The organism is Comamonas testosteroni, from assembly GCF_014076415.1.
GTDB lineage: Bacteria > Pseudomonadota > Gammaproteobacteria > Burkholderiales > Burkholderiaceae_C > Comamonas > Comamonas testosteroni_F.
In genome coordinates this window covers 126948-148491 of record NZ_CP043568.1, presented here as the reverse complement: position 1 = coordinate 148491, position 21544 = coordinate 126948, and the positions used below count along the sequence as shown (strand labels likewise).

18 protein-coding genes are annotated in these 21544 nt (G+C 62.6%); 11 read left to right on the top strand and 7 right to left on the bottom strand.

Going from position 1 to position 21544, the window contains the following annotated elements; genetic code table 11:
* Positions 1-52: 52 nt before the first annotated feature.
* Positions 53-1186, top strand: a complete 1134-nt coding sequence (locus tag F0P97_RS00635; protein WP_182285214.1) for a glycosyltransferase — start codon at positions 53-55, stop codon at positions 1184-1186.
* Here the strand turns inward: F0P97_RS00635 and F0P97_RS00630 are convergent.
* Entirely contained in the window at positions 1176-1940 is a 765-nt protein-coding gene (locus F0P97_RS00630) for a glycosyltransferase family 25 protein (protein WP_182285213.1), read from the bottom strand. The genes F0P97_RS00635 and F0P97_RS00630 overlap by 11 nt on opposite strands.
* 75 nt (positions 1941-2015) lie before the next feature.
* On the opposite strand from F0P97_RS00630, the gene F0P97_RS00625 reads away from it, so the two are divergent.
* A complete protein-coding gene (locus F0P97_RS00625; RefSeq protein ID WP_182285212.1) occupies positions 2016-3323 on the top strand; it encodes an O-antigen ligase family protein in 1308 nt (435 codons plus the stop codon).
* Here F0P97_RS00625 and F0P97_RS00620 read toward each other — a convergent pair.
* Positions 3314-4213, bottom strand: a complete 900-nt coding sequence (locus F0P97_RS00620; protein WP_182285211.1) for a lysylphosphatidylglycerol synthase transmembrane domain-containing protein — start codon at positions 4211-4213, stop codon at positions 3314-3316. The genes F0P97_RS00625 and F0P97_RS00620 overlap by 10 nt on opposite strands.
* 32 nt (positions 4214-4245) lie before the next feature.
* Positions 4246-5262, bottom strand: a complete 1017-nt coding sequence (locus tag F0P97_RS00615; protein WP_182285210.1) for a glycosyltransferase family 2 protein — start codon at positions 5260-5262, stop codon at positions 4246-4248.
* 265 nt (positions 5263-5527) lie between these two features.
* Between F0P97_RS00615 and F0P97_RS00610 the strand changes: the two genes are divergently transcribed.
* The 3 genes from F0P97_RS00610 to F0P97_RS00600 are packed head-to-tail and all read left to right on the top strand — an operon-like array spanning position 5528 to position 9248.
* On the top strand, positions 5528-6907 hold the full coding sequence (locus F0P97_RS00610; RefSeq protein WP_182285209.1) for an ArnT family glycosyltransferase: 1380 nt from the start codon (positions 5528-5530) through the stop codon (positions 6905-6907).
* Entirely contained in the window at positions 6904-7914 is a 1011-nt protein-coding gene (locus tag F0P97_RS00605; RefSeq protein WP_182285208.1) for an NAD-dependent epimerase, read from the top strand. Before F0P97_RS00610 ends, F0P97_RS00605 begins: the two co-directional genes overlap by 4 nt.
* Positions 7911-9248, top strand: coding sequence for a UDP-glucose dehydrogenase family protein (locus F0P97_RS00600; RefSeq protein WP_182285207.1), 1338 nt, complete (start codon positions 7911-7913; stop codon positions 9246-9248). The genes F0P97_RS00605 and F0P97_RS00600 overlap by 4 nt, the downstream gene beginning before the upstream one ends.
* Positions 9249-9300: 52 nt before the next feature.
* Here F0P97_RS00600 and F0P97_RS00595 read toward each other — a convergent pair whose 3' ends face one another.
* From F0P97_RS00595 to F0P97_RS00585, 3 genes are all read right to left on the bottom strand, one after another.
* Positions 9301-10521, bottom strand: a complete 1221-nt coding sequence (locus F0P97_RS00595) for a HAMP domain-containing sensor histidine kinase (protein ID WP_182285206.1) — start codon at positions 10519-10521, stop codon at positions 9301-9303.
* Positions 10521-11270 (bottom strand): response regulator, encoded by a 750-nt coding sequence (locus F0P97_RS00590; protein ID WP_182285205.1) that lies wholly within the window; start codon positions 11268-11270, stop codon positions 10521-10523. The genes F0P97_RS00595 and F0P97_RS00590 overlap by 1 nt, the downstream gene beginning before the upstream one ends.
* A gap of 124 nt (positions 11271-11394) precedes the next feature.
* Positions 11395-12753, bottom strand: a complete 1359-nt coding sequence (locus F0P97_RS00585; RefSeq protein WP_034351291.1) for an AmpG family muropeptide MFS transporter — start codon at positions 12751-12753, stop codon at positions 11395-11397.
* A gap of 103 nt (positions 12754-12856) precedes the next feature.
* Between F0P97_RS00585 and F0P97_RS00580 the strand changes: the two genes are divergently transcribed.
* The 4 genes from F0P97_RS00580 to F0P97_RS00565 all read left to right on the top strand — a co-directional run bounded on the left by F0P97_RS00580 (position 12857) and on the right by F0P97_RS00565 (position 17181).
* Positions 12857-13552, top strand: coding sequence for a helix-turn-helix domain-containing protein (locus tag F0P97_RS00580; protein WP_182285204.1), 696 nt, complete (start codon positions 12857-12859; stop codon positions 13550-13552).
* 113 nt (positions 13553-13665) lie between these two features.
* Positions 13666-14538, top strand: a complete 873-nt coding sequence (locus F0P97_RS00575) for a DMT family transporter (RefSeq protein WP_182287055.1) — start codon at positions 13666-13668, stop codon at positions 14536-14538.
* Positions 14539-14575: 37 nt separating this feature from the next.
* On the top strand, positions 14576-15409 hold the full coding sequence (locus F0P97_RS00570) for a M48 family metallopeptidase (protein WP_182285203.1): 834 nt from the start codon (positions 14576-14578) through the stop codon (positions 15407-15409).
* A 95-nt stretch (positions 15410-15504) separates the two neighbouring features.
* Positions 15505-17181, top strand: coding sequence for an acyl-CoA dehydrogenase family protein (locus F0P97_RS00565; protein WP_182285202.1), 1677 nt, complete (start codon positions 15505-15507; stop codon positions 17179-17181).
* 6 nt (positions 17182-17187) lie between these two features.
* On the opposite strand, the gene F0P97_RS00560 is transcribed toward F0P97_RS00565, so the two are convergent.
* On the bottom strand, positions 17188-18090 hold the full coding sequence (locus tag F0P97_RS00560; RefSeq protein WP_182285201.1) for a helix-turn-helix transcriptional regulator: 903 nt from the start codon (positions 18088-18090) through the stop codon (positions 17188-17190).
* A gap of 167 nt (positions 18091-18257) precedes the next feature.
* Here F0P97_RS00560 and F0P97_RS00555 point away from each other — a divergent pair, with 167 nt between their 5' ends.
* Positions 18258-19820 carry a 3,4-dehydroadipyl-CoA semialdehyde dehydrogenase gene (locus F0P97_RS00555; RefSeq protein WP_182285200.1) on the top strand — a complete coding sequence of 521 codons (1563 nt, stop codon included), beginning with the start codon at positions 18258-18260 and terminating at the stop codon, positions 19818-19820.
* Between the two features lie 3 nt (positions 19821-19823).
* The gene (locus F0P97_RS00550; RefSeq protein WP_182285199.1) at positions 19824-21386 is read left to right on the top strand and encodes a benzoate-CoA ligase family protein; all 1563 of its coding nucleotides are present in this window, start codon (positions 19824-19826) and stop codon (positions 21384-21386) included.
* The last annotated feature ends 158 nt before the right edge of the window (positions 21387-21544 follow it).

The window sequence follows — 21544 nt, the reverse complement described above, 5'->3', positions numbered from 1 at the left end:
ACAAAAAGAAACAATAGACGCAAATGATCTGTGCAGATTGTCCATCAGAACAATGAACCCACACTCTTTTCCCGAACCAAAAACTGACGCTACAACGCCGGCCCGAATCCTGCACTTTGTGACCGGAGGATTCTCGGGCGCCACCCAGGTCGCGGTGGACCTGAGCCTGGCCGCACTGCGCACGCCAGGCTATGAAGTTCTGCTGGTGCTGCGCCGCAAGCCCAGCACGGATGAACACAAGATCGATGCACTGCGCCAGCAAGGCCTTCAGGTCAAGGTCGTGTCCAACTGGCTGCATGCATTGACTGTCTGGGAGCTGCGCAAGATCATTCGCGAGTTCAAGCCCGATGCGATGTTCGCCCATGGTTTCAGCGACCATATCTGGGGCCGGCGCGCGGCGGCGGCCGAGGGGGTGGCTCATATCTTTCATGTGGAGCACAACTCGCGTGAGCGCTACACGCCGCGTCGTCTGCGCCAGGCCCTGGCGCTGGAGCCGTTCACCCAGGCCCATATCGGCGTCTCTGAAGGCGTCAGAACCAGTCTGGTCGAACGAGGTTTCCCGGCCGAAAAATGCATTGCCATCTGCAACGGCATCGACCTGACGCGCTTTGCTCAAGACGCCATGCCCCGGCTCTGGCAGGAACGCGAGCCGGCCATTTACATGGCGTCGCGCTTTGCGCGCCAGAAGGATCACGACACGCTGATCAGGGCCATAGCCGCTCTCAGGCAGCGCGGCCTGACGCCCACACTCTATCTGGCCGGCGCAGGCAAGCGTTCGCTCAGGGCCAGAGCCGAGCGGCTGGTGGCCGAACTGGGACTTGAGCAGCAGGTTCGCTTCCTGGGCAATGTCTCGGACCTGCCCCAGCGACTGTCCAGAACTCAGATCTTTGTTCTGGCTACGCACTGGGAAGGCATGCCTCTGGCGCTGGTGGAAGGCATGGCCGCAGGCTGTGCCTGTGTCGTCTCCGATGTCATCGGAGCCCGGGAAGTCGTCACCCCCGAGGTGAACGGCCTGCGGGTGCAGGAGTCAGACCCCGACTCCATGGCGGATGCACTGCAAAGACTGCTTCAGGACCCTGCCCTGGCCCAGCGCCTGGGCTCGGCGGCGCGTGCTCACGCACTCAGCCACTATGGACGCGAGCAGATGTGGGGCCAATATCAAGGGCTGCTGCCGCTCAAGGCTTGAGCACCGCCGAGACCTGGGGTTTTGCCGCCCGGAAATTGCCCCAGTTCAATGCCAGCTTCATCTTGAATTTGCGCATTTTTTGCAAACGACTCGCCGGTGCTTCTTTTTGGGCCCAGATGCTGCTGATCTCGCTGGTGTCATCCAGAGCAATGACCGAGGGGTAGACCCCGTACACACGCAGGTCGTTTTCAAACCAGAAGCGGATATCCACATCCACCGGCCTGTCGAAGGGAACACGTGCGTCCAGCATCTTGCGGGCCCCGGAGCGGCTGATGACGTAACCAGCGGCAAAACTGGGCACCCGCTGATAGGAGATCAGCTGCAAAGACCCTTCTACCAGCGGACCCTGGTCGGCTATTTTTTCCGGCTCGCGCCCGTAGAGCTTGATCATGTCCCAGCTGCCATCGGCGGGCAGTGCTTCAATCGCCGCCAGCGCCTGGGGCAAATCCGGCAGAAGCCGCACGTCATCCTCGAAGACGGCCATGGCAGGAGCGTCGCTAGCCATGAGTTGCTGCCATGACCTCAGATGGCTGGCGTAACAGCCCTTCTCTCCGTTGCTCAGGGGTTTGAAGTAGCGGCCATGGCTTTGAGGCGCACAGAAGTAATGTCTTTGCTCGGCCTCGGACAGATCCGCCCACCACACTGCAGGCAAGCGCGATGCCACCAACCCCATTTGTGCAAACTGGGCGGTCATACGCTCGCGACGCTCCGCGTCCTTGGACAAATTGATAAAGACAATGGGTAATGAGGACATACACTTCTGCACCGGACACAAGACCTGCAGTGTAGGTTGAAGCCCATTGCCTCGCAGAAGAACCCGATCACAACTATGAATGTGCCTACACCCGTCACGCCTCAACCCGGCCAGTCCGGCAAGCGGGCTGCTGTCTTTGCCTATGCCCTGGATGCCGCCTGCTTTGCATTCTTTGCACTGAGTCTTTGCGTACCTTCGGGCTACTCCTACGGCTCCACGGCCCTGGCTCTTTTGACTCTGGCCGGCTCCATCGCCGCTCGCCCCAAGGACCCAGCTCGACGCGAAACCTTGGTGCTGCTGGGGCTGATGCTGGTGCTGGGCCTGCTCTGGAGCCTGTCCTTCGATCGCTGGTTCTCGGCGGCCGGCTGGGGCTATGGTGCGAAGTACGCGCTGGCCGCGCTCTGCCTCTGGTATCTGAGCAAAACAGGTATCCGGCTCAGGGCCATTGTCTGGGGCCTGGCTCTGGGGAGTGTGGGTGCTCTGGCGATTGCTGCATATCAAGCCGGCGTGCTCAAGATGCCACGTGTCTCCGGCTTTACCAATGCCATTCAGTACGGCGGCATCGCCATGTATCTGGGTTTTGCCACCTTGTCACTGGCTTTGCTGGGCCGCTGGAGCAAGTCTCAAACAATAGCGCTGGGACTAATGGGTACATGCGGGATTTATGCGTCCTTTCTTTCCGACTCACGCGGCTCCTGGGTCGTGATCCCGCTGCTGATTGCGGCCATCTGGCTGATGGCATGGCTCAATGGCTACAAGCGTCTGGCCAGCATGACGGCGGCCGCGATGCTGATGCTGGGGCTGATCGTTGCCATCCCTGCCTATCAAAAGCTGGAACAGCGCAGCGCCGAAGCCTCACGGGAAGTCTCGCAGTATCTGCAGGACCCTCAGAAATATGCAGTGACCTCGGTCGGCCAGCGTCTGGAGCAATGGCGGCTTGCCATACATCTGATCGAGCAGCGCCCCTTCAGCGGCTGGGGACTGGCCGGCTACCCTGCGGCCAAGCAGCAGATGGTCGATCAAGGCCTGGCCCACCCCTCGGTCATGGAATATGGGCATGCGCACAATGAAATCCTGGACATGTGGGTCAAGCGCGGGCTGCCGGGGTTGATCCTGCTGCTGGCGTTCTATGCCGTACCCGCCGCCATTTTCTGGCCCACGCAGCGCCGTCTGGCGTGCGCCGATGCAGCGCAACGCTCCAGGCTGCTGGCTTTGCGCGCAGCCGCCACACTGCTGCCACTGGCCTACTTCGGGTTTGGCTGGACCCAGGTGTTCTTCGCGCACAACAGCGGAAACATGTTCTATATTTTCAGCCTCGCTGTGCTTTGGGGCGGTATTTGCAGATTGGAAACCCGGTCTGCAATCACAAAAACTCAGTCCTGAGACCTGCTTGGGAAGCCCAGGGCCAGAGCTCCCAGAGCCCCTTGGCCCAGGGCAAAGACGCCATACAGGAGCCCAACCCCGACCGCTAATACCGCAGGCACTCCGAAGGGCGCCAAAGCTGCCACTGCAGCGGCTTCACGGGTGCCCCAGCCGCCCACGCTCACGGGCAGCGCAGCCATCAGAAACACGGGGGCGATGACAAAGGCCCATACGGCCAGCGGCAAATGCAGGTCCAGAGCCATGGCCCCACATGCCAGCGCACCAGCAGACAGCAATTGCACCAGGGCCGAGGATGCGGCCTGCACCGACAGTTGCAGCAGGAAGTTCGGGCTGCTTGCCGCCACGCGCACAGGCTCCAGCCATGCACCAGGCAGCTTGAACCAGTTGCTGCGCAGGCCCTGCAGAACAATCCAAGGCAGCAGCAACCACAGCACGATGACGGCAAGCAGCAGGGCGATGAAGACTGCGGTATTCATGTGTACCCAGGGGGCCAGCGTGGAAGCACAGGCCACCGCTCCCAGACCACCGATCGCGCACAGCATCCACAGACCGCTGACCCTATCCAGAATTACCGACAGATTGCTGGCCGCCTTGGTCTGGCCGGTCTTCTGCAGCGCAATCGCACGATAGACATCACCGCCCACAACAGCGCCCGGCAGCAGCACATTCAGGCCGATGGCCTGAAAGTACCAGCGCATGCCTGAGGCCACCGACATCTCGGCCCCAAGCCATTGGGCCATGGCACGCCAGCGCCATGCCGACACCGCATTGGAGGCCAAGGAGACCGCGAAGCCCCCCAGCAACCACCAGGGACTGGCCTGCTGCAGCCGCCCCCACAATTGCACGGGGTTGGCGAGATAGATGACGGCAGTCAGCAAAGCGATGCCCATCAGGGCTCGGACAACCGCCTTACGCGCCTTGCTCACAGAACCGTGGTCTCGGTTTTCGCGGCCTTGTCTGCAGGCTTGTGTTCAACAGCGCCGTAATCCTTGGCGTGGTACTGAAGGCCGCTGCCCGACTCGTAATAGATGCGCGTCAGCAGCTCGCCGATCAGGCCCGCCGCGATGAACTGCATGCCCATCAGCACCAGCATGACCCCTGCCATCAGCAGGGGGCGGCCGCCAATCGATTCACCCATGATCTTCTGCGCCAGCAGCCACAGCAGGATCAGCACGCCAGGCGTAGCCATCCACAGCCCCATGCCGCCGAAGGCATGCAGCGGACGCTGGCGGAAGCGCATGAAAAAGACAATGAAGATCAGATCCAGAATCACCCGGAAAGTGCGATCTATGCCGTACTTGGAGACACCGCGCGTGCGCGCATGGTGACGCACCGGAATCTCCGTGATACGCGCGCCGGCATCACGTGCCAGCGAGGGAATGAAGCGGTGCATCTCGCCATACAGGCGAATGCGGTCAATGATCTCGCGGCGATAGGCCTTCAATGCACAACCATAGTCGTGTAGTTGCACATTGGTGAATTTGGAAATCAGGCGGTTGGCCAGCACCGAGGGCAGGCGGCGCGACAGGGCCTTGTCCTGGCGGTTCTTGCGCCAGCCCGAAATCATGTCCACATCGGGATCGTTTTCCAGACGCTCCAGCAACAGCGGAATATCGCCAGGCTCATTTTGCAGATCTGCATCCAGGGTCACCACATAGCGGCCGCGCACCCGGTCAAAACCGGCCTGCAAGGCACTGGACTGACCGTAGTTGCGCACCAGGCAGACGGCACGCACCCAGGGATGCTGTTCGGCCAGCTCGCGCAGACGTCTGGCACTGCCATCCGTCGATCCATCGTCCACCGCAATCAGTTCGTAGCTCAGTGACTGGGTACGCATGGCCTCGTCAATGCGGGCCACCAGATCGGGCAGATTATCGAACTCGTTATAAACGGGAACAACGATGGAAACTTCGGGATTGGAATCGTGCACGGACGTCATGCTGAATGATTGGGGATAACAGTCACCTATACTAACTGAATACCCTAGGTGCCATTTGCGCCAGGCCCTTTGTTTGGCCTGCAAAGCCAAGCGCAATCGTAAGTGCGCACTATCAAAACATGTGCACTCGCCAAATCCTATGGCATCAAACTCTTCGATTTCTATTCGCCCCGACTGGCAGCAAGCCCTATATGCCAAGCCATGGATATGGCTGGCTCTTTTGGTTTGTGCCCATATCGTTTCCCGCATCAGCATTTCAGCAGGCATGAAATGGGATGAGTCCGAACAGATTCTCTGGGCCCAGCAATTGCAGCTGGGTTATGGCCCACAGCCGCCTCTGTATACCTGGATGCAATGGGCGGTCTGTCAGCTTCTCGGCCCTTCAGTGCTGGCTCTGGCCTTGCTCAAACATCTGCTGATTGCCCTGGCCTATTGCCTGGCATGGCTGGCTGGCCGGCAGTTGCTCAATGAGAAAGGTGCCTGGTGGGTTGCCGCAGGTCTGCTGCTGATGCCGCCCTTCGGCTGGGACTCGCTGCGCGACCAGACCCATACGGTGATGGTGATGGTGATGGCCATGGGCTTGTGGTGGGCCGTGCTGCGACAGGTGCAAAGGCCGCAAGCCATCAATTTTGTTCTGATTGGCCTCTTCTGCGGTCTGGGCATGCTGTCCAAATACAGCTATGCCATGCTCATTGGCGCCTTGTTCGTGGCCTCCATGACGGTGACGCAGGTACGTCGCACCATCTTCGCCAGGGGCTGGTGGCTGGCTCCGTTGGTGGGCTTGCTGGTGTTTGCGCCCCATGCCTTCTGGCTGGCCTCGCACTGGGGCATGGCAACCACCGAGACCGTACAGAAGATGTCCATCTCCACCGAGGCCTCGCATCTGAAAGGTCTGGGCAATCTGCTCAAGGCCCTGCTTGCCACCCTGGGCCTGTGGCTGATTGCCGCTCTGATCAGCTATCGCTCCAGACTCTGGAAGCCCGGCACCGACGCGTCTTTGCCGGGCCAGGAGTGGGCCTGGCCTTTGCTACGCAACTACCTGCTCATCATTGCCATCTGCCTGCTGGGCATGGTGCTGGCGGCAGATGTCACGGACTTCAAGCAGCGCTGGATGCTGCCTCTGACGGCTATTGCCCCCTTGGCCTTGTATGTCCGGCATCCGGCGCTTCTGGAGCAGGGCGTGGGCCGGATGTTCACCTCCTTCGTCGTCGTCTTTGCGCTGATCTTTCTAATCATGGCCACGCTGCGCCCCTGGCAGGGCGGTCGCAAGAACGATCCCGACGAACTCAACCATCCGGTCAAGACGCTGGCCCAGGAACTGCGCAAGGCCGGTTATGACGGCAAGGGCGTCATCGTCGGCTCGGACCACATGATGGCGGCCATGCTGCATTCGCAGTTCCCGCAAACCTACGCCCTGGGCTGCTCCGCTGGCGCACAGCTGAGACAGTGCCTGTCTCAGGCCAGCGCCGATACCGCTGACGGTCTGCTGTTGATTACACGCGCCGACAAGCCCGTCGAGGGCTGGTGGGAAGGCATCTTCACCACACAGGCAAAAACCGCGCTGCAGACGCTGAGCATCCCTTTCGAGAAAATGCCTGCCAGCGCAACACCTGCTCAATACCAATATCTCTGGATTGCCCCATGAATCCCGTTCTGATCACCGGTTGTGCCGGCTTTATCGGCATGCATTGCGCCAAGCGACTGCTTGAGCAAGGCGTGCCCGTGGTTGGCATCGACAATCTCAACAACTACTACGACGTGGCGCTCAAGCATGCCCGCCTCGACGAGTTGCGCCCGCACGCCCACTTCCGCTTTGTGGAGCTCGATCTGGCGGACCGACAAGGCATGGCCGACCTGTTTGCCGAGGTAGCCCCCAGCAAAGTTCTGCACCTGGCTGCACAAGCCGGTGTGCGCTACTCCATCGATCAGCCCGACGACTACACCGACTCGAATCTGCTGGGCTTTGGCAATATCTTGCAAGGCTGCCGCAAGCACCAGGTCGAGCATCTGGTCTATGCCAGCAGCTCCAGCGTCTATGGCGGCAACACCAAGATGCCGTTTGCCGAAAGCGATGCGGTCGACCACCCCATCAGCTACTACGCAGCCACCAAGAAGGCCAATGAGCTGATGGCCCATAGCTATGCGCACCTGTATGGCATTCCCACCACAGGTCTGCGCTTCTTCACGGTATACGGCCCCTGGGGCCGCCCCGACATGGCCTTGTTCAAGTTCACCAGGGCCATGCTGGCGGGCGAGAGCATCGATGTCTATGGCGAAGGCAGGCTGGTGCGCGACTTCACCTATATCGACGATATCATCGAGGGCGTCATGCGCGTGCTGGACAAGCCAGCCACACCCGACGCCAGCTATGACAGCCAGAACCCCAACCCAGGCACCAGCACCGCGCCCTATCGCATCTTCAATATCGGCAACAACGCACCAACCTTGCTGATGGACTACATCGCCGCCTTGGAGGGCGCCCTGCAAATTACCGCCCGCAAGCAAATGCTGCCCATACAGCCCGGAGACATGCACAGCACATCGGCGGACACACGAGCCCTGCAAGCCTGGGTCGGCTTCTCGCCGGCCATGCCCGTGGCCACCGGCGTGCAGCATTTTGTGGATTGGTATCGCTCTTTTTATCGCGTATGAAAGTTACTGTCTTTGGTACCGGCTATGTCGGTCTTGTGCAAGGCGCCGTGCTGGCCGACGTAGGCCACCAGGTGCTTTGCGTGGATGTGGATGAGAAGAAGGTAGCGGCACTCAAGGCAGGCCAGATCCCCATCCATGAGCCTGGCCTCGATGCACTCGTCATCAGCAACCAGCAACTGGGCCGTCTCCAGTTCACGACCAATGCTGCGGAAGGCGTGGCACACAGCGAGTTGATCTTTCTTGCCGTTGGCACACCGCCCGATGAAGACGGCAGTGCCGACCTGCAATATGTGCTGGCCGTGGCCCGTACCATCGCCCAGCACATGGACGGCCCGCGCATCGTCATCAACAAATCGACCGTGCCCGTGGGAACGGCGGACAAGGTCTCGGCCGTGATTGCCGAAGGCCTTGCAAAGCGCAATCTACAGCACCCTTTCGATGTGGTGTCGAACCCCGAGTTTCTCAAGGAAGGAGCGGCAGTGGGCGATTGCCAGCGTCCGGACCGCATCATCATAGGTACCGGCGATCCGGCTTCCGAAGCCAAGCTGCGCGAGCTCTACGCTCCCTTCAACCGCAATCGCGACAAGATTGTGATGATGGATGTCCGAAGCGCCGAGCTGACCAAATATGCGGCCAATGCCATGCTGGCGACCAAGATCAGCTTCATGAACGAGATTGCCAACCTGGCGGAAAAGCTGGGTGCCAATGTGGAAGCCGTGCGCCGCGGCATCGGCAGCGACCCGCGCATCGGCTATCACTTCATCTACCCGGGCGTGGGCTATGGCGGCAGTTGCTTTCCCAAGGACGTGAAGGCGCTGATCCACACCGCCAGGGAAGTCAATTTCGAGCCTCTGCTGCTCAACGCCGTGGAAGACCGCAACCACGCCCAGCGCAATGTGCTGTTCGAGCGTATCAGCGCCTTCTACGGCGGCCAGCTTGAGGGCAAGACCATCGCCGTCTGGGGCCTGGCTTTCAAGCCCAATACCGACGATATGCGCGAAGCGCCCAGCCGCAATCTTCTGGAGTCGCTCTGGGCCGCCGGTGCCAAGGTGAAAGCCTACGATCCCGTTGCCATGAAGGAGGCCCGCCGCATCTACGGCGAGCGTGCCGACCTGCAACTGGTGGATAGCCCCCTGGCTGCCGTGCAGGATGCAGACTGCCTGGCCATCGTGACCGAATGGCAGATCTTCCGTGCGCCGGACTTTGACCTGCTGGCCTCAACGCTGCGCGACAGAATGATTTTTGACGGCCGTAATCTCTACGAGCCTGCCCTGCCTGCCAGCCATGGCCTGGGCTATGTTTCCATAGGCCGCCCCGCTCAGCCGCCGCGCTGAAACAAAAAGCCCCGCAGGCCGAAACCTGCGGGGCTTTTTTCCGGGCAGCGGCTCAGGACAGCGGCAGGCAGATCACAAAGCTCGCACCGCTGCGGCCGTCCTGGCGCGCCTCGCAGTGCACGGTGCCGCCATGGCGCTCGGCAATCGAACGCACCAGCGACAGGCCCAGGCCCACGCCGCCGGAGCGCTCGCTGGCCCCGGGCAGGCGATAGAACTTCTCGAAGATGCGCTCGCGCTGCGCCTTGGGAACGCCAGGGCCGTGATCCTCGACACGGATCAACGCCATGCCGTCCTGCCTGGACAGGGACAGCGTGATCTCACCCTCGCTGTAGCGGCGCGCATTCTCCAGCAGATTGCGCACGGCACGGCGCAGCAGTTTCGCGATGCCTTGCACCTCAAGCGGACCATCGGTCTGCATCTCCAGATCGGCATCGATGCGCGCGCATTCCTCGGCCGCCAGACCGATCAGATCGACCGACTCCACCGTACCTACATCGACCTCGCTGGAGTCAAGCCGGCTGGCCAGCAGGATCTCGTCGACCAGTTGGTCAAGCTCGCCAATATTGCGCTGGATCTCGGCCTTGGCGCGTGTGCTGGCAGGGTCATTGCCCATGAACTCCAGGCCCATGCGGATGCGCGTCAATGGCGAGCGCAGCTCATGCGAGGCATTGGCCAGCAGAGACTTGTGAGACGTCATCAAGGTTTCGATGCGCGCTGCAGCAGCGTTGAACTGGTGCGCCAGATCCGCCACCTCGTCATGACCATGCTCGGGGACACGCACCGACAGGTCGCCCTCGCCAAAGCGCTTGACGCCGCGCTGCAGGTTTTCCAGACGCTTGAGCAGGCGGCGAATGATGGGGAACACGCCCACGACCACCGCCACGCCGACCAGGCCCAGCATCCACAGAAAGCCAAACGGCGGCCGCAGCCAGAAGGCGACGGCACCATCACGCGGGGGAGGGCGTCCTTCACGCCACTCACGTGGCGCCATCCACAGCTCATAGACCTGCCCGTCCCTGGCGGCAATTTCAAAACGCACGCCATCTACGGGCGAACCAGAGATGCGGTTGCCGCGCCCCTCCACCAGCACCTCGCCCTCGGGGCCTTTGAGCACCATCTCGCGCGAGGGCGGTGTGGTGCTGTTCTGCGCGCGCTGTTCCTCGGCGATATTCCAGGCCCAGGCCACGCAGAGCGTAAGCACGGCCACGCCGACCACCACTGCCAGCCAGATGCGCAGATACAGGCGCTGGGAGAAAGCATGCAGCAACTTCATCAGTCTTGTTGCTTGGCAAAAACGTAGCCCACACCGCGCACCGTGAGAATGCGCTTGGGAGCCTTGGGATCGGCTTCAATAGCGGCGCGGATGCGCCCCATATGCACGTCGATGGAGCGGTCGAAGGCCTCCAGTTCGCGGCCGCGCACGGCCTCCATGATCTGGTCACGCGTCAGAACGCGGCCGGCGCGCTCGGCCAGTGCCACCAGCAGGTCGAACTGGTAGGAGGTGAGGTCGGCCTGCTGCTCACCCACCGACACGGTGCGGGCATCGCGATCGATTTCGAGGCTGCCGAAGCGCATGACGGCATTGGCCGGCGCCGCCTGGCTATCGCTGCCTTTGCGGCGCAGGATGGCGCGAATGCGGGCCAGCAGCTCGCGCGGCTCGAAAGGCTTGGGCAGATAGTCGTCGGCGCCCAGCTCCAGACCGATGATGCGATCCATGGGATCGCCCTTGGCGGTCAGCATCAGCACGGGGACCTGTGCCGGAGTACCGGGCATGGAACGTATGCGGCGGCAGACCTCGAGACCGTCCATATCGGGCAGCATCAGGTCAAGGATGACCAGGTCGGGCAGCTCGACCGAGCCACCATCGCTGGGCTGCAGTTGTTCCAGGCCACTTTTGCCGTCAGCCATATGGGTCACTTCCAGGCCGTTATTGCCCAGGTAATCGCTCACCATTTGCGCCAGGCGAACGTCATCCTCAATCATCAGAAGTTGGTGCGTGCTCATAGGGGGCAGTGTAGTCATGCTCGCGCCTCGGTATTTCCTCAAGACGTCATGCTGCAGCACGCAGATGACCTGCTCTTGTCTGGTGCGTAAAGTTGGGTAAACGCTGAGCCGCTCAAAAACAATAGCTGTCAGTGCTTGCTCATCAAGCGTCAGAGCCAATTTTCACTCTGGATGCCAGGAAAATCAGCAGCAGCACGGGGAACCCCATCAACGCCGTGGTGTGGAAAAACGCCTCGTAACCATAAGCATCGACAAACGCCCCCGAGAACCCCGCGAGCCACTTGGGGGCCAGCAGCATCATCGAGCTGAACAGCGCATATTGCGTGGCCGAGTACTGCACATTGGTCAGGCCCGAGAGATAGGCGATAAAGGCCGCCGAGGCGATTCCCCCGGCGAGATTGTCGGCGCTGACCACCCAGACCAGCGCCGAGACATCATGGCCGCGCGTAGCCAGCCAGGCAAACAGAATATTGGTGCAGGCCGACAGCACCGCGCCCAGCATCAGCACGCGCATCACGCCCCAGCGCACTGCCATGGTTCCGCCCACAAAGCCACCCAGCAGCGTCATGATGACGCCGAACACCTTGGTCACGGCGGCCACCTCTTCCTTGGTGTAGCCCATATCCACATAGAACGGATTGGCCATGATGCCCATGACCACGTCGCTCACGCGATACAGGCCGATCAGCGCCAGCAGCAGCAACGCCTGCCAGCGGTAGCGGCCGATGAAGTCGGCAAACGGAGCAATCAACGCGCCCTTGATCCACTCGGCCGCATTGCGTGCCGGCGCCATGGGACGAGCTTCAGGTTCGGGAGAGAGCAGCACCGTGATCATGCCTACCAGCATGCTTGCCGCCATGGCCGTATAGGCCACATGCCAGGCCTGCACCATATAGCCCTGCACATCCCCCTGCACCTGTGCCGCCACCCACAGCACGCCGGCACCGGCCCAGATCATGGCCAGGCGATAGCCGGTCTGGTAGGTGGCAGCCAGAGCCGCCTGATCGTCGACCTTGGCGGACTCGATGCGATAGGCATCGAGCGCGATATCCTGCGTGGCCGAGCCGAAAGCCACCAGCACCGCGCACAGCACCAGCGGCTGCAGGGATTGCTTGGGGTCCATGAACGACATGCCGAGCAGGCCCGCCACGATCAGCAACTGCGAAAACAACAGCCAGCTGCGGCGCCGCCCCAGCATGCGCGTCAATGCCGGCAGGGGCAGACGATCCACCAGCGGGGACCAGACCCATTTGAAGGCATAGGCCAAACCCACCCAGCTCAGAAATCCTATTGTCGTGCGATCGATATCCGCCTCGCGCAGCCAGAAGCTCAAGGTTCCCAGCACCAGCAACAGCGGCAGGCCTGCCGAAAACCCCAAAGCCAGCATGCGCAGGCTGGTGGGCTGGGCATAGACCTTGAAGGCCTGGCTCCAGCTGCGCTTGGGCTTGATGACGACATCTGCGGAGGAGGGGTTGCGACTTGTTTGGGACGACTCGGTCATGGTCTGGTTCTCTGAGGCAGAGGGCATTATCGGTTGCCCGCGCCAGTCGCCGGGCGCTACCATTACCGCGACCGTCGTCTCTTTCTGTAAGCAGGATTGCCCCATGAGCCGTGACACCGCATCTCCGCGCCCTGTGCTTGACCAGGCACAGACCTCGGTGCGCAGCTACAGCGGCGAGCATCAGGCCCATGCCCATGACCATGCCCAGATTCTGTTTGCGCTGCAGGGCCGCATGGAGCTGGAGGTCGGCGGCAGACCCAGCTTTGTGGACAGCGCCTGCGGCATGGTCATACCCGCAGGTGCCGACCACGGCTATCTGGCAGCACCGCAGACCCAGGTGCTAGTGATCGACGCGCCCATGACCGAGGGGCTGGACAAGCTGCGCCGCTTTGCCGTGCCCCCGGCGTTGCGCTTTCCTCAGTCAAGCCTGTCGGCTGCCGCGCAGATGGCGCTGGTGCTGCAGGCTCCCACCTTGCTGCAGCGGCGTGGACTGGATCTGCTGCGGCTGCAGCAGCAGGTCCAGGCCGCCTTGCACGAAAGCTGGCCCACAGTCAGACTGGCGGGCTTGATGCACCTGAGCGTGGCCCAGTTCCATGCCCGTTTTGTAGAGCTGACGGATCGCACGCCGCAGGACTGGATTCGCGGCCTGCGCCTGGACGCCGCCGTGTTGCAGCTCAAACAGGGGGCGGCACTCGAAGCGACCGCCCTGCGCTGCGGCTACGCGTCGGCCAGTGCCCTGGCCTATGCATTGCGGCGCGAGCGCGGCGTGACATCGCGTCAGCTGCGTAAGCCGCGCTGAGCCGACGCACTCACTTCAAGCGTTTCTCGATAGATGGCCGACCAGAGCCCGAGCATGATGGCCTGCTCATGTCCTCCACTTCAGCTTTTTCGTCCTCCTTGCCCCGTAGCACTCTGGGCCCTGTGGGACTGGTACTGGCCGCCGCCATGCTCTGGGGCACCACGGGCACGGCCCAGCATTTCGCGCCTGCACAGCTCTCGCCCTACTGGGTGGGTGGCCTTCGCATGGTCATGGCCGCGCTGTTCTTTGTCGCTCTGGCGATGGTTCTGGACAGAGGCCATGTGCGCCAGCCCATACGCTGGGCGCGTGTTCTGTTCTGCGGCTTTTGCATGGCCATCTACAACCTCAGCTTTTTTGCCGGCGTCAAGGCCAGCGGCGTGGCTCTGGGTACGGCGCTGGCCATTGGCAGCGGCCCCATCTGGGCCGGTCTGATGCAGGCCGTGGTGCGAAAGCGCATGCCCAGCGCCCAATGGTGGCTGGGCACCTGCACCGGCGTGGGCGGAGGCATTGTCATGGCGCTGGCCGCCACCGACAGGCAGCATCTGCCGTGGGCGGGCATGGCCCTGTGTCTGCTGGCCGGACTGTCCTATGCCACCTACGCGCTGGTCAACCAGGCACTGGTGCTGCAGGCGCGCGTGGCCACGGTCAATGCCTGGGTCTTTGCCAGCGCGGCCCTGCTGTCGCTGCCTGTTTCCGCCTGGCTGGGCGGGCCGCTGCAGATCCGCGCCGAGGGCTGGGCTGTGGTGATCTATCTGGGCATGGTCGCCACCGGCCTGGCCTATCTGCTGTTTTCCGTGGGCCTGCGTGGCATGTCTGCCGCTACCGGCGTGGCCCTGAGCAAGGCCGAGCCGATCACAGCCTTTATGCTGTCGCTGCTGGTGGTGGGCGAGCGCCCCGCCTGGTGGTCGGTGATCGGTCTGCTGGGCGTGATCGGCGGCCTGTGGCTGGTAGTGCAGGCAGAGCGCAAGACTGCAGAAACCGTCTGACCCGAGTCCTCACCGGGCTCGCATAGACTTGGCGCTCATGCACGCCCTCATCTCATCCCTGCGCCTGCCCGCCCCCCGCAACTGCCTGCTGCCCGCACTGGTCTGCGCTGCGCTGATGCACGCGCCAGCGCAGGCTCAGGTTGAGGTAGGCAAGGCATCGGTCATGCGCCAGCTGGTGCCGGCCGAGACGCTGGAGAACTCCGCAACCCAGCAATACCAGGAGCTGCTGCAAAAGGCCAAGGCCCAGGGCGCGCTGGCAGATGCCGGCAACCCGCAGCTGCAACGCCTGCGCAGCATTGCCCAGCGCCTCATCCCTTATGCCGCGCAATGGAATCCGCGCGCCAGCCAATGGCGCTGGGAGGTCAACCTCATAGGCAGCAAGCAGATCAACGCGTTCTGCATGCCCGGTGGCAAGATCGCCTTCTACACAGGCATCATCGACCAGCTCAAGCTCACGGACGACGAGATCGCCATGATCATGGGCCACGAGATGGCCCATGCGCTGCGCGAGCATTCGCGCGAGCAGCTGGCCAAGAACCAGGCCACCAGCATAGGCATATCGCTGGGCGCGCAATTGCTGGGTCTGGGCGATATCGGCAATGCAGCTGCCCGCCTGGGCGGGCAACTGCTCAGCCTCAAGTTCAGCCGCAACGACGAAAGCGATGCCGACCTGGTCGGACTGGAGCTGGCCGCCCGCGCCGGCTACAACCCGCAGGCCGCCGTGAGTCTGTGGCGCAAGATGGGCCAGGCCACGGGCGAAGGCGGCATAGGCTTTCTCTCTACCCACCCGACAGGCCCCGATCGCATCCGCCAGCTGGAAGGAAACGTGCCCCGCGTCATGGGCTTGTACGAGCAGGCACGCAGGCGCTGAGCACCGGTCACAAGGCGGTTGAAAACCCGCTTTGCGTCAGCCATGACGCGCTCTATATTGGCCTGTGACGAGCGCACAGCCACAGGAGTGATCGCATGCAGGCCCTGGACACCCATGAAGTCTTCAACCAGTTCGACGAGTTGACCGACGTCAACCTGCTGCAGGCTGACACGGCCTTGCAGGAAGTGCTGCAGCGCCAGCAGGCCCAGAGCTTTGTTCCGGCCCTGAGCCGCTTTGCGCAACAGCTTGGCGAGAAGCACAACTGGGAGCATGCCGAACTCGCCAACCGCCATACGCCCGAGCTGCAGCGCTTCGACGCGCGCGGGCGTGTGCTCGATGCCGTGGAATTCCACCCCAGCTGGCATCGCCTCATGCAGCTGTATCGCGCGCAAGGTCTGATCTCCTTGCCCTTCGAGAGCCAGGGCCGCGGTCGCTGGAGCGCCTGGGCCGCCGGCTTTTACCTGCACGGCCAGGTGGAGCAAGGCACGCTATGCCCGGCCACCATGACCACAGCGGCCATCCCCGTGCTGCAAAAAGAGCCAGCGCTCTGGCGCCAGTTGCAGGCCCAGTTGTTCAGCCACGTGTACGACGCGCGCGACCTGCCCTTGAGTCAGAAAAAATCCATCTGGATAGGCATGGGCATGACGGAGAAACAAGGCGGCTCGGACGTGCGCGCCAACACCACGGTGGCCCGACCGGTCCATGAGGGCGGCCGCGGCAGCGAGTATCTGCTGCGCGGCCATAAATGGTTTTTCTCGGCCCCCATGTGCGACGCCCATCTGGTGGTGGCGCGCATGGCCACGGCAAGCGGTGAGCTCGGCGGTCATGCCTGTTTTTTCGTGCCGCGCTGGCGCCCTGATGGCAGCAAGAACCCGGTGCGTGTGCAACGCCTCAAGGACAAGGTCGGCAACCGCAGCAACTCCAGCTCGGAAGTGGAGCTGCAGGACGCCTGGGGCATTCTCATGGGCGAGGAAGGGCGCGGCATTCCCACCATCATCGAGATGGCCAGCTACACGCGACTGAACTGCGTGCTGGGCAGCGCGGCCATTGTGCGCAGCGCCACCGTGCAGTCGATTGCCTATGCGCGTCAGCGATCGGCCTTTGGCAGACATCTCGCGGATCAGCCGCTGATGGCCACCGTGCTCGCGGACCTGGCCCTCGAAAGCGAAGCCTCCATGCAGCTCGCCATGCATCTGGCGCAGGCCTATGAGCTGGAGGCCGAAGGCGATCTGCTGGCTCGTGCCTGGAAGCGCATCATGACTCCGGCCGCCAAGTTCTGGGTCTGCAAGCGCTCGGTGGAGATCACGGGCGAAGCCATGGAGGTCTTTGGCGGCAACGGCTATGTGCAGGACAGCATCGTCTCGCGCCTGTTCCGTGAAGCGCCGGTCAACTCCATCTGGGAAGGCTCGGGCAATGTGATGTGCCTCGACGTGCTGCGTGCCATGGGCCGCGAGCCTGAAGCCGCGCGCCTGCTGTTGCAGGATCTGGATGATATGGCTGCCGGCCAGCCCCTGCTGACGGCGATGGCGCAATCGCTGGCCAGGCGCCTGTCTGCAGCCCCCGATGCACTGGAGCCTCAGGCCCGCCGACTGGTGCAGGACTTGTGTCTGCTGGCCCAGGCCTGCCTGATGCGCAGGCATGCGCCCGCCCCCGTGGCTGATGGCTTCATCCACACCCGCCTCGGCGCGCAGAACGGAGCCATGGTGGTAGGAGCATTCGACCCGGCAGGGCTGGACATTGCTGCCATACTTCAGCGCGCCCTTCCCGTCTGAATCCGGTCAGGCAGCAACCAGCGCCTTCAGCTGCCTGAAGCTTTGTGGCAAGCTCTTGCCGCTGGTGTCCAGCACATGGTCGGCCTTGGAATAGAAGGCCGATCGACCGTCCAGGATCCGGCGCAAATCATCCATGGCCTCGGGGTTGGCGGCCATGGGCCGCGTGTCGCCCTGAGCCACGACACGGCTCATATGCTCATCGGGCTGGGCCTGCAGCCAGACCGTGGTGCAGTGGCTGAGCAGTTCGTTGAAGGTTGCGGGGTCTGACACGATTCCGCCCGGGGTGGCAATCACCACATCGCTGTAGATCTGCACGGCCTCTTCGAGCGCGCGGCGCTCGTAGCGACGATAGGCGCCCGCGCCATAGAGGTCGTAGATCTCGCGCACGCTGCAACCGGCCACGCGCTCGATCTCCTGGTTCAGCTCGAGAAACGGCACATTCAACTGCTCCGCCAGCATACGTCCCAACGTGGACTTGCCAGCGCCACGCAGACCTATCAGGGCAATGCGCGAAGCCCGGTGGGGATCGCCCATGGGCGCCGTTCCCAGAATCTCTCCGGCCGCCAGTCGCACGCGCTTCAAGTCGGCTTCGCTGCGGCCTTCCAGCAGCTCGCGCAGCAACAGCCATTCAGCACTGGCAGTCGTCACATCGCCCAACAACTCGGCCATGCTGCACTGAAGTGCATTTGCTATCTGCTGCAGCACCAGGATGGAGACATTGCCCGTGCCGTATTCGAGATTGGCCAGATGGCGCTCCGACACCACGGCCGCCGAAGCCAGTCCACGGCGCGTGAGACCGCGGCGCGCACGCAGATTGCGCACCCTCTCGCCCAAGGCCTGCAACAGCGGGCTTTTGCCCGCTTCATCCCCTTCCGCAACCGACGCGGATGCCATGTCTAACTGATCCATAAAGCTCCTCAGAGGCCGTGAATGATAAACAGTCGGGGTTAACGCGAATCATGCAATATATTGCTTGACACTGCATTGTCTCGTATTTATCTTTTGATTGCACGCACAATATTGCATGTTCTATCAAAGATTTGATGCTGCTCAGATCAGCACTTCAGGAGACCCCCATGACCGAGTTACTGGCCAACCATATGGCAGGCCGCTGGCAAACCGGCGGCGGCCCGGGCAGTTTGTTACGAGATCCGGTACTGGGGACCGAGCTGGTGCGTGTCGACGCCACAGGGCTTGATCTGGGCGCCGCCTTTGCCTTTGCACGCGACACCGGCGGCAGGGCCTTGCGTTCCCTGAGCTACGCCCGGCGAGCCAGCCTGCTGACCGATATTGCCGCCGTGCTGCAAAGCCGGCGCGACGCGTATTACGAGATATCCACCGCCAATAGCGGCACCGTCAGAAACGACACCGCCGTCGATGTGGACGGAGGCATCTACACTCTGAACCAATACGCCAGATGGGGCGCAACACTGGGCGAGGCCAGGCATCTGAGCGACGGCGAAGCCGTGGCGCTGGCCAAGGACGCAGCCTTTCTGTCCCGCCATATCCAGGTTCCGGCGCGCGGCGTGGCGCTGTTCATCAACGCCTTCAACTTCCCTGCCTGGGGGCTGTGGGAAAAGGCGGCACCGGCCCTGCTCTCGGGCGTGCCCGTCATCGTCAAGCCGGCCACCGCCACCGCCTGGCTGACCCAGCGCATGGTCAGGGATGTGATCGATGCCGGCATATTGCCGCCGGGCGCGCTGTCCATCGTCTGCGGCAGTGCCGCCGGATTGCTGGATCAGCTTCAGCCCATGGATGTGGTCTCCTTCACAGGGTCTGCGGACACGGCAGCGACCATCCGCTCTCACGCAGCCATCACCCGCCAATCAGTGCGCAGCAATATCGAAGCCGACAGCGTGAACTGCGCGCTGCTGCTGCCCGGCCATGGCATGGACAGCGAAGCCACTGCCTTGCTGGCGCGTGAAGTGGTGCGCGAAATGACGGTCAAATCCGGCCAGAAATGCACGGCCATACGCCGCGTGCTGGTACCGCAACCTCTGTACGACGGTGTGGCCCAAGCCATCGGTGCACAACTGGCCAAAATCACCGTAGGCAACCCGCGCAACGAGGCTGTGCGGATGGGGTCTCTGGTCAGCCGCGAGCAGTACAACAGCGTCCAGCAGGGCCTGGGGCGTTTGCTGGAGCACACCACGGCCCTGCATGACGGCAGACGCAACACACTGATCGATGCCGACCCCGCGATTGCCGCCTGCGCCCAACCCGTGCTGTTGGGGGCACAGGACCCCGATGGCAGTGCACTCGTGCATGACATGGAAGTCTTTGGCCCCGTGGTCACGCTCATGCCCTACCGCGATCTGGCCCATGGCCTGGCACTTGCACATCGCGGCCAGGGCTCGCTGGTCTGCTCGATCTACGGCGATGACGACAAGGCACTGGCCGCAGCCGCCACCGATCTCGCAGCCAGCCACGGTCGCGTGCATGTGGTCACCCCCGCTGTCGCCAAGCTGCATACGGGCCACGGCAATGTCATGCCCCAGTCCCAGCATGGCGGTCCGGGCCGCGCAGGCGGAGGCTCCGAACTCGGCGGCCTGCGGGCACTGGATTTCTATCATCGCAAAAGCGCCATACAAGCCGCACCACAGGTTCTGCAGGCGCTGGCCGAAACGACGGGAGCATGAGCCATGGCCGACTTCAGCCAAGCCTTCAACTTTGCCCAGCATCTGTTCGATCTCAACCAGGGCCGGGGTGACAAGAACGCCTACACCGATGACCAGGGCACGCTCAGCTATGCGCAGTTGCAGGAGCAGGCCCGCCGCCTGGCCCATGGCCTGCTCGCAGCCGGCATCCATCGCGAGGAGCGCGTGCTGCTGGTCATGCACGATATGCGCGAGTGGGTGATCTCCTTTCTCGGAGCCATGTACGCAGGCGTGGTGCCGGTGGCGGTCAACACCTTGCTCACTGCTGCCGACTACGCCTATATGCTCGAGCATTGCCGTGCCCAGGCGATTCTGACCAATGGCGCGCTGGTTCCCGTGGTGAAGCAGGCCCTGGAACAGGCGCAACATGAGGTCAACCATATCTGGGTCGCCAGGCCCGAGCAGGCACCGCAAGGACTGCCGCCGGCCTTTGAGCCGCTGCAGCCCTGGCTGCAGCAGCAAACGCCGCTGGCCCATGCCGCCAGAACCATGGGCGACGACCCCGGCTTCTGGCTTTATTCCTCGGGCTCCACCGGCAAGCCCAAGGGTGCAGTGCATACCCACGCCAACCCTTACTGGACGGCCGAGCTCTATGGCAAGCCGGTGCTGGGCCTGAGCGAGAACGATGTCTGCTTTTCTGCCGCCAAGCTTTACTTCGCCTACGGTCTTGGCAACGCCCTGACATTCCCCTTGAGCGTGGGCGCCAGCGTGGTGCTGATGGCCGAGCGCCCCACGCCGGAAGCCACTTTCAGGCGCTGGACCGAACACCGGCCCACGGTGTTTTTCGGTGCGCCTACGGGCTTTGCGGGCATGCTGGCTCACCCAGCCTTGCCTGCACGCGAGCAGGTCAGCCTGCGCATGTGCTCCTCTGCGGGCGAAGCCCTGCCGGCCGAGATTGCCCAGCGCTTCAAGACCCACTTCGGCGCCGATATCGTGGACGGCATCGGTTCCACCGAAATGCTGCACATCTTCATCTCCAACCGCCCGGACGACATACGCTACGGCAGCACGGGAAAGCCTGTACCAGGCTATGTGGTGGAGTTGCGCGGCGAGGACGGCCAGCCCGTGGCCGATGGCGAGATTGGCGACCTCTACATCAAGGGCCCGAGCGCCGCCCTGATGTACTGGGCCAACCGTGACAAGACACGCGACACCTTCCAGGGCGTCTGGCTCAAGAGCGGCGACAAATATGTGCGCGATGCCGAGGGCTACTACACCTATGCAGGCCGCAGCGATGACATGCTCAAGGTCAGCGGCATCTATGTATCGCCCTTCGAGGTCGAATCCACGCTGCAGCAGCACCCAGCCGTACTGGAGGCTGCCGTGATCGGCGTGACCGACGAGCAGGGCCTGACCAAGACCAAATCCTATGTGGTGTGCAAGCCCGGACAGAGCGCCAGCGAGGCCGAACTCAAGGCCTTTGTGAAGAATCGGCTGGCCGCCTACAAATACCCGCGCTTCATTGAATTTGTCGATGAGCTGCCAAAGACCGCGACAGGAAAGATCCAGCGCTTTCGTTTGCGTGAGCTGGAATCCAAGCCGCGTTGATTGCTTATCGCAAGGTTGCAAGAAGCTATCAAAACAGTAGTCACAAACTAGGGCAATCGCTGGTATTGCTTTAAACCTAAAGTTGTTAGAGTGCGCTCGTGCATCAGTGCCAACCCCAGCACCACAGCCAGTCACAACCGTTGATCTGAGAGTAAGCC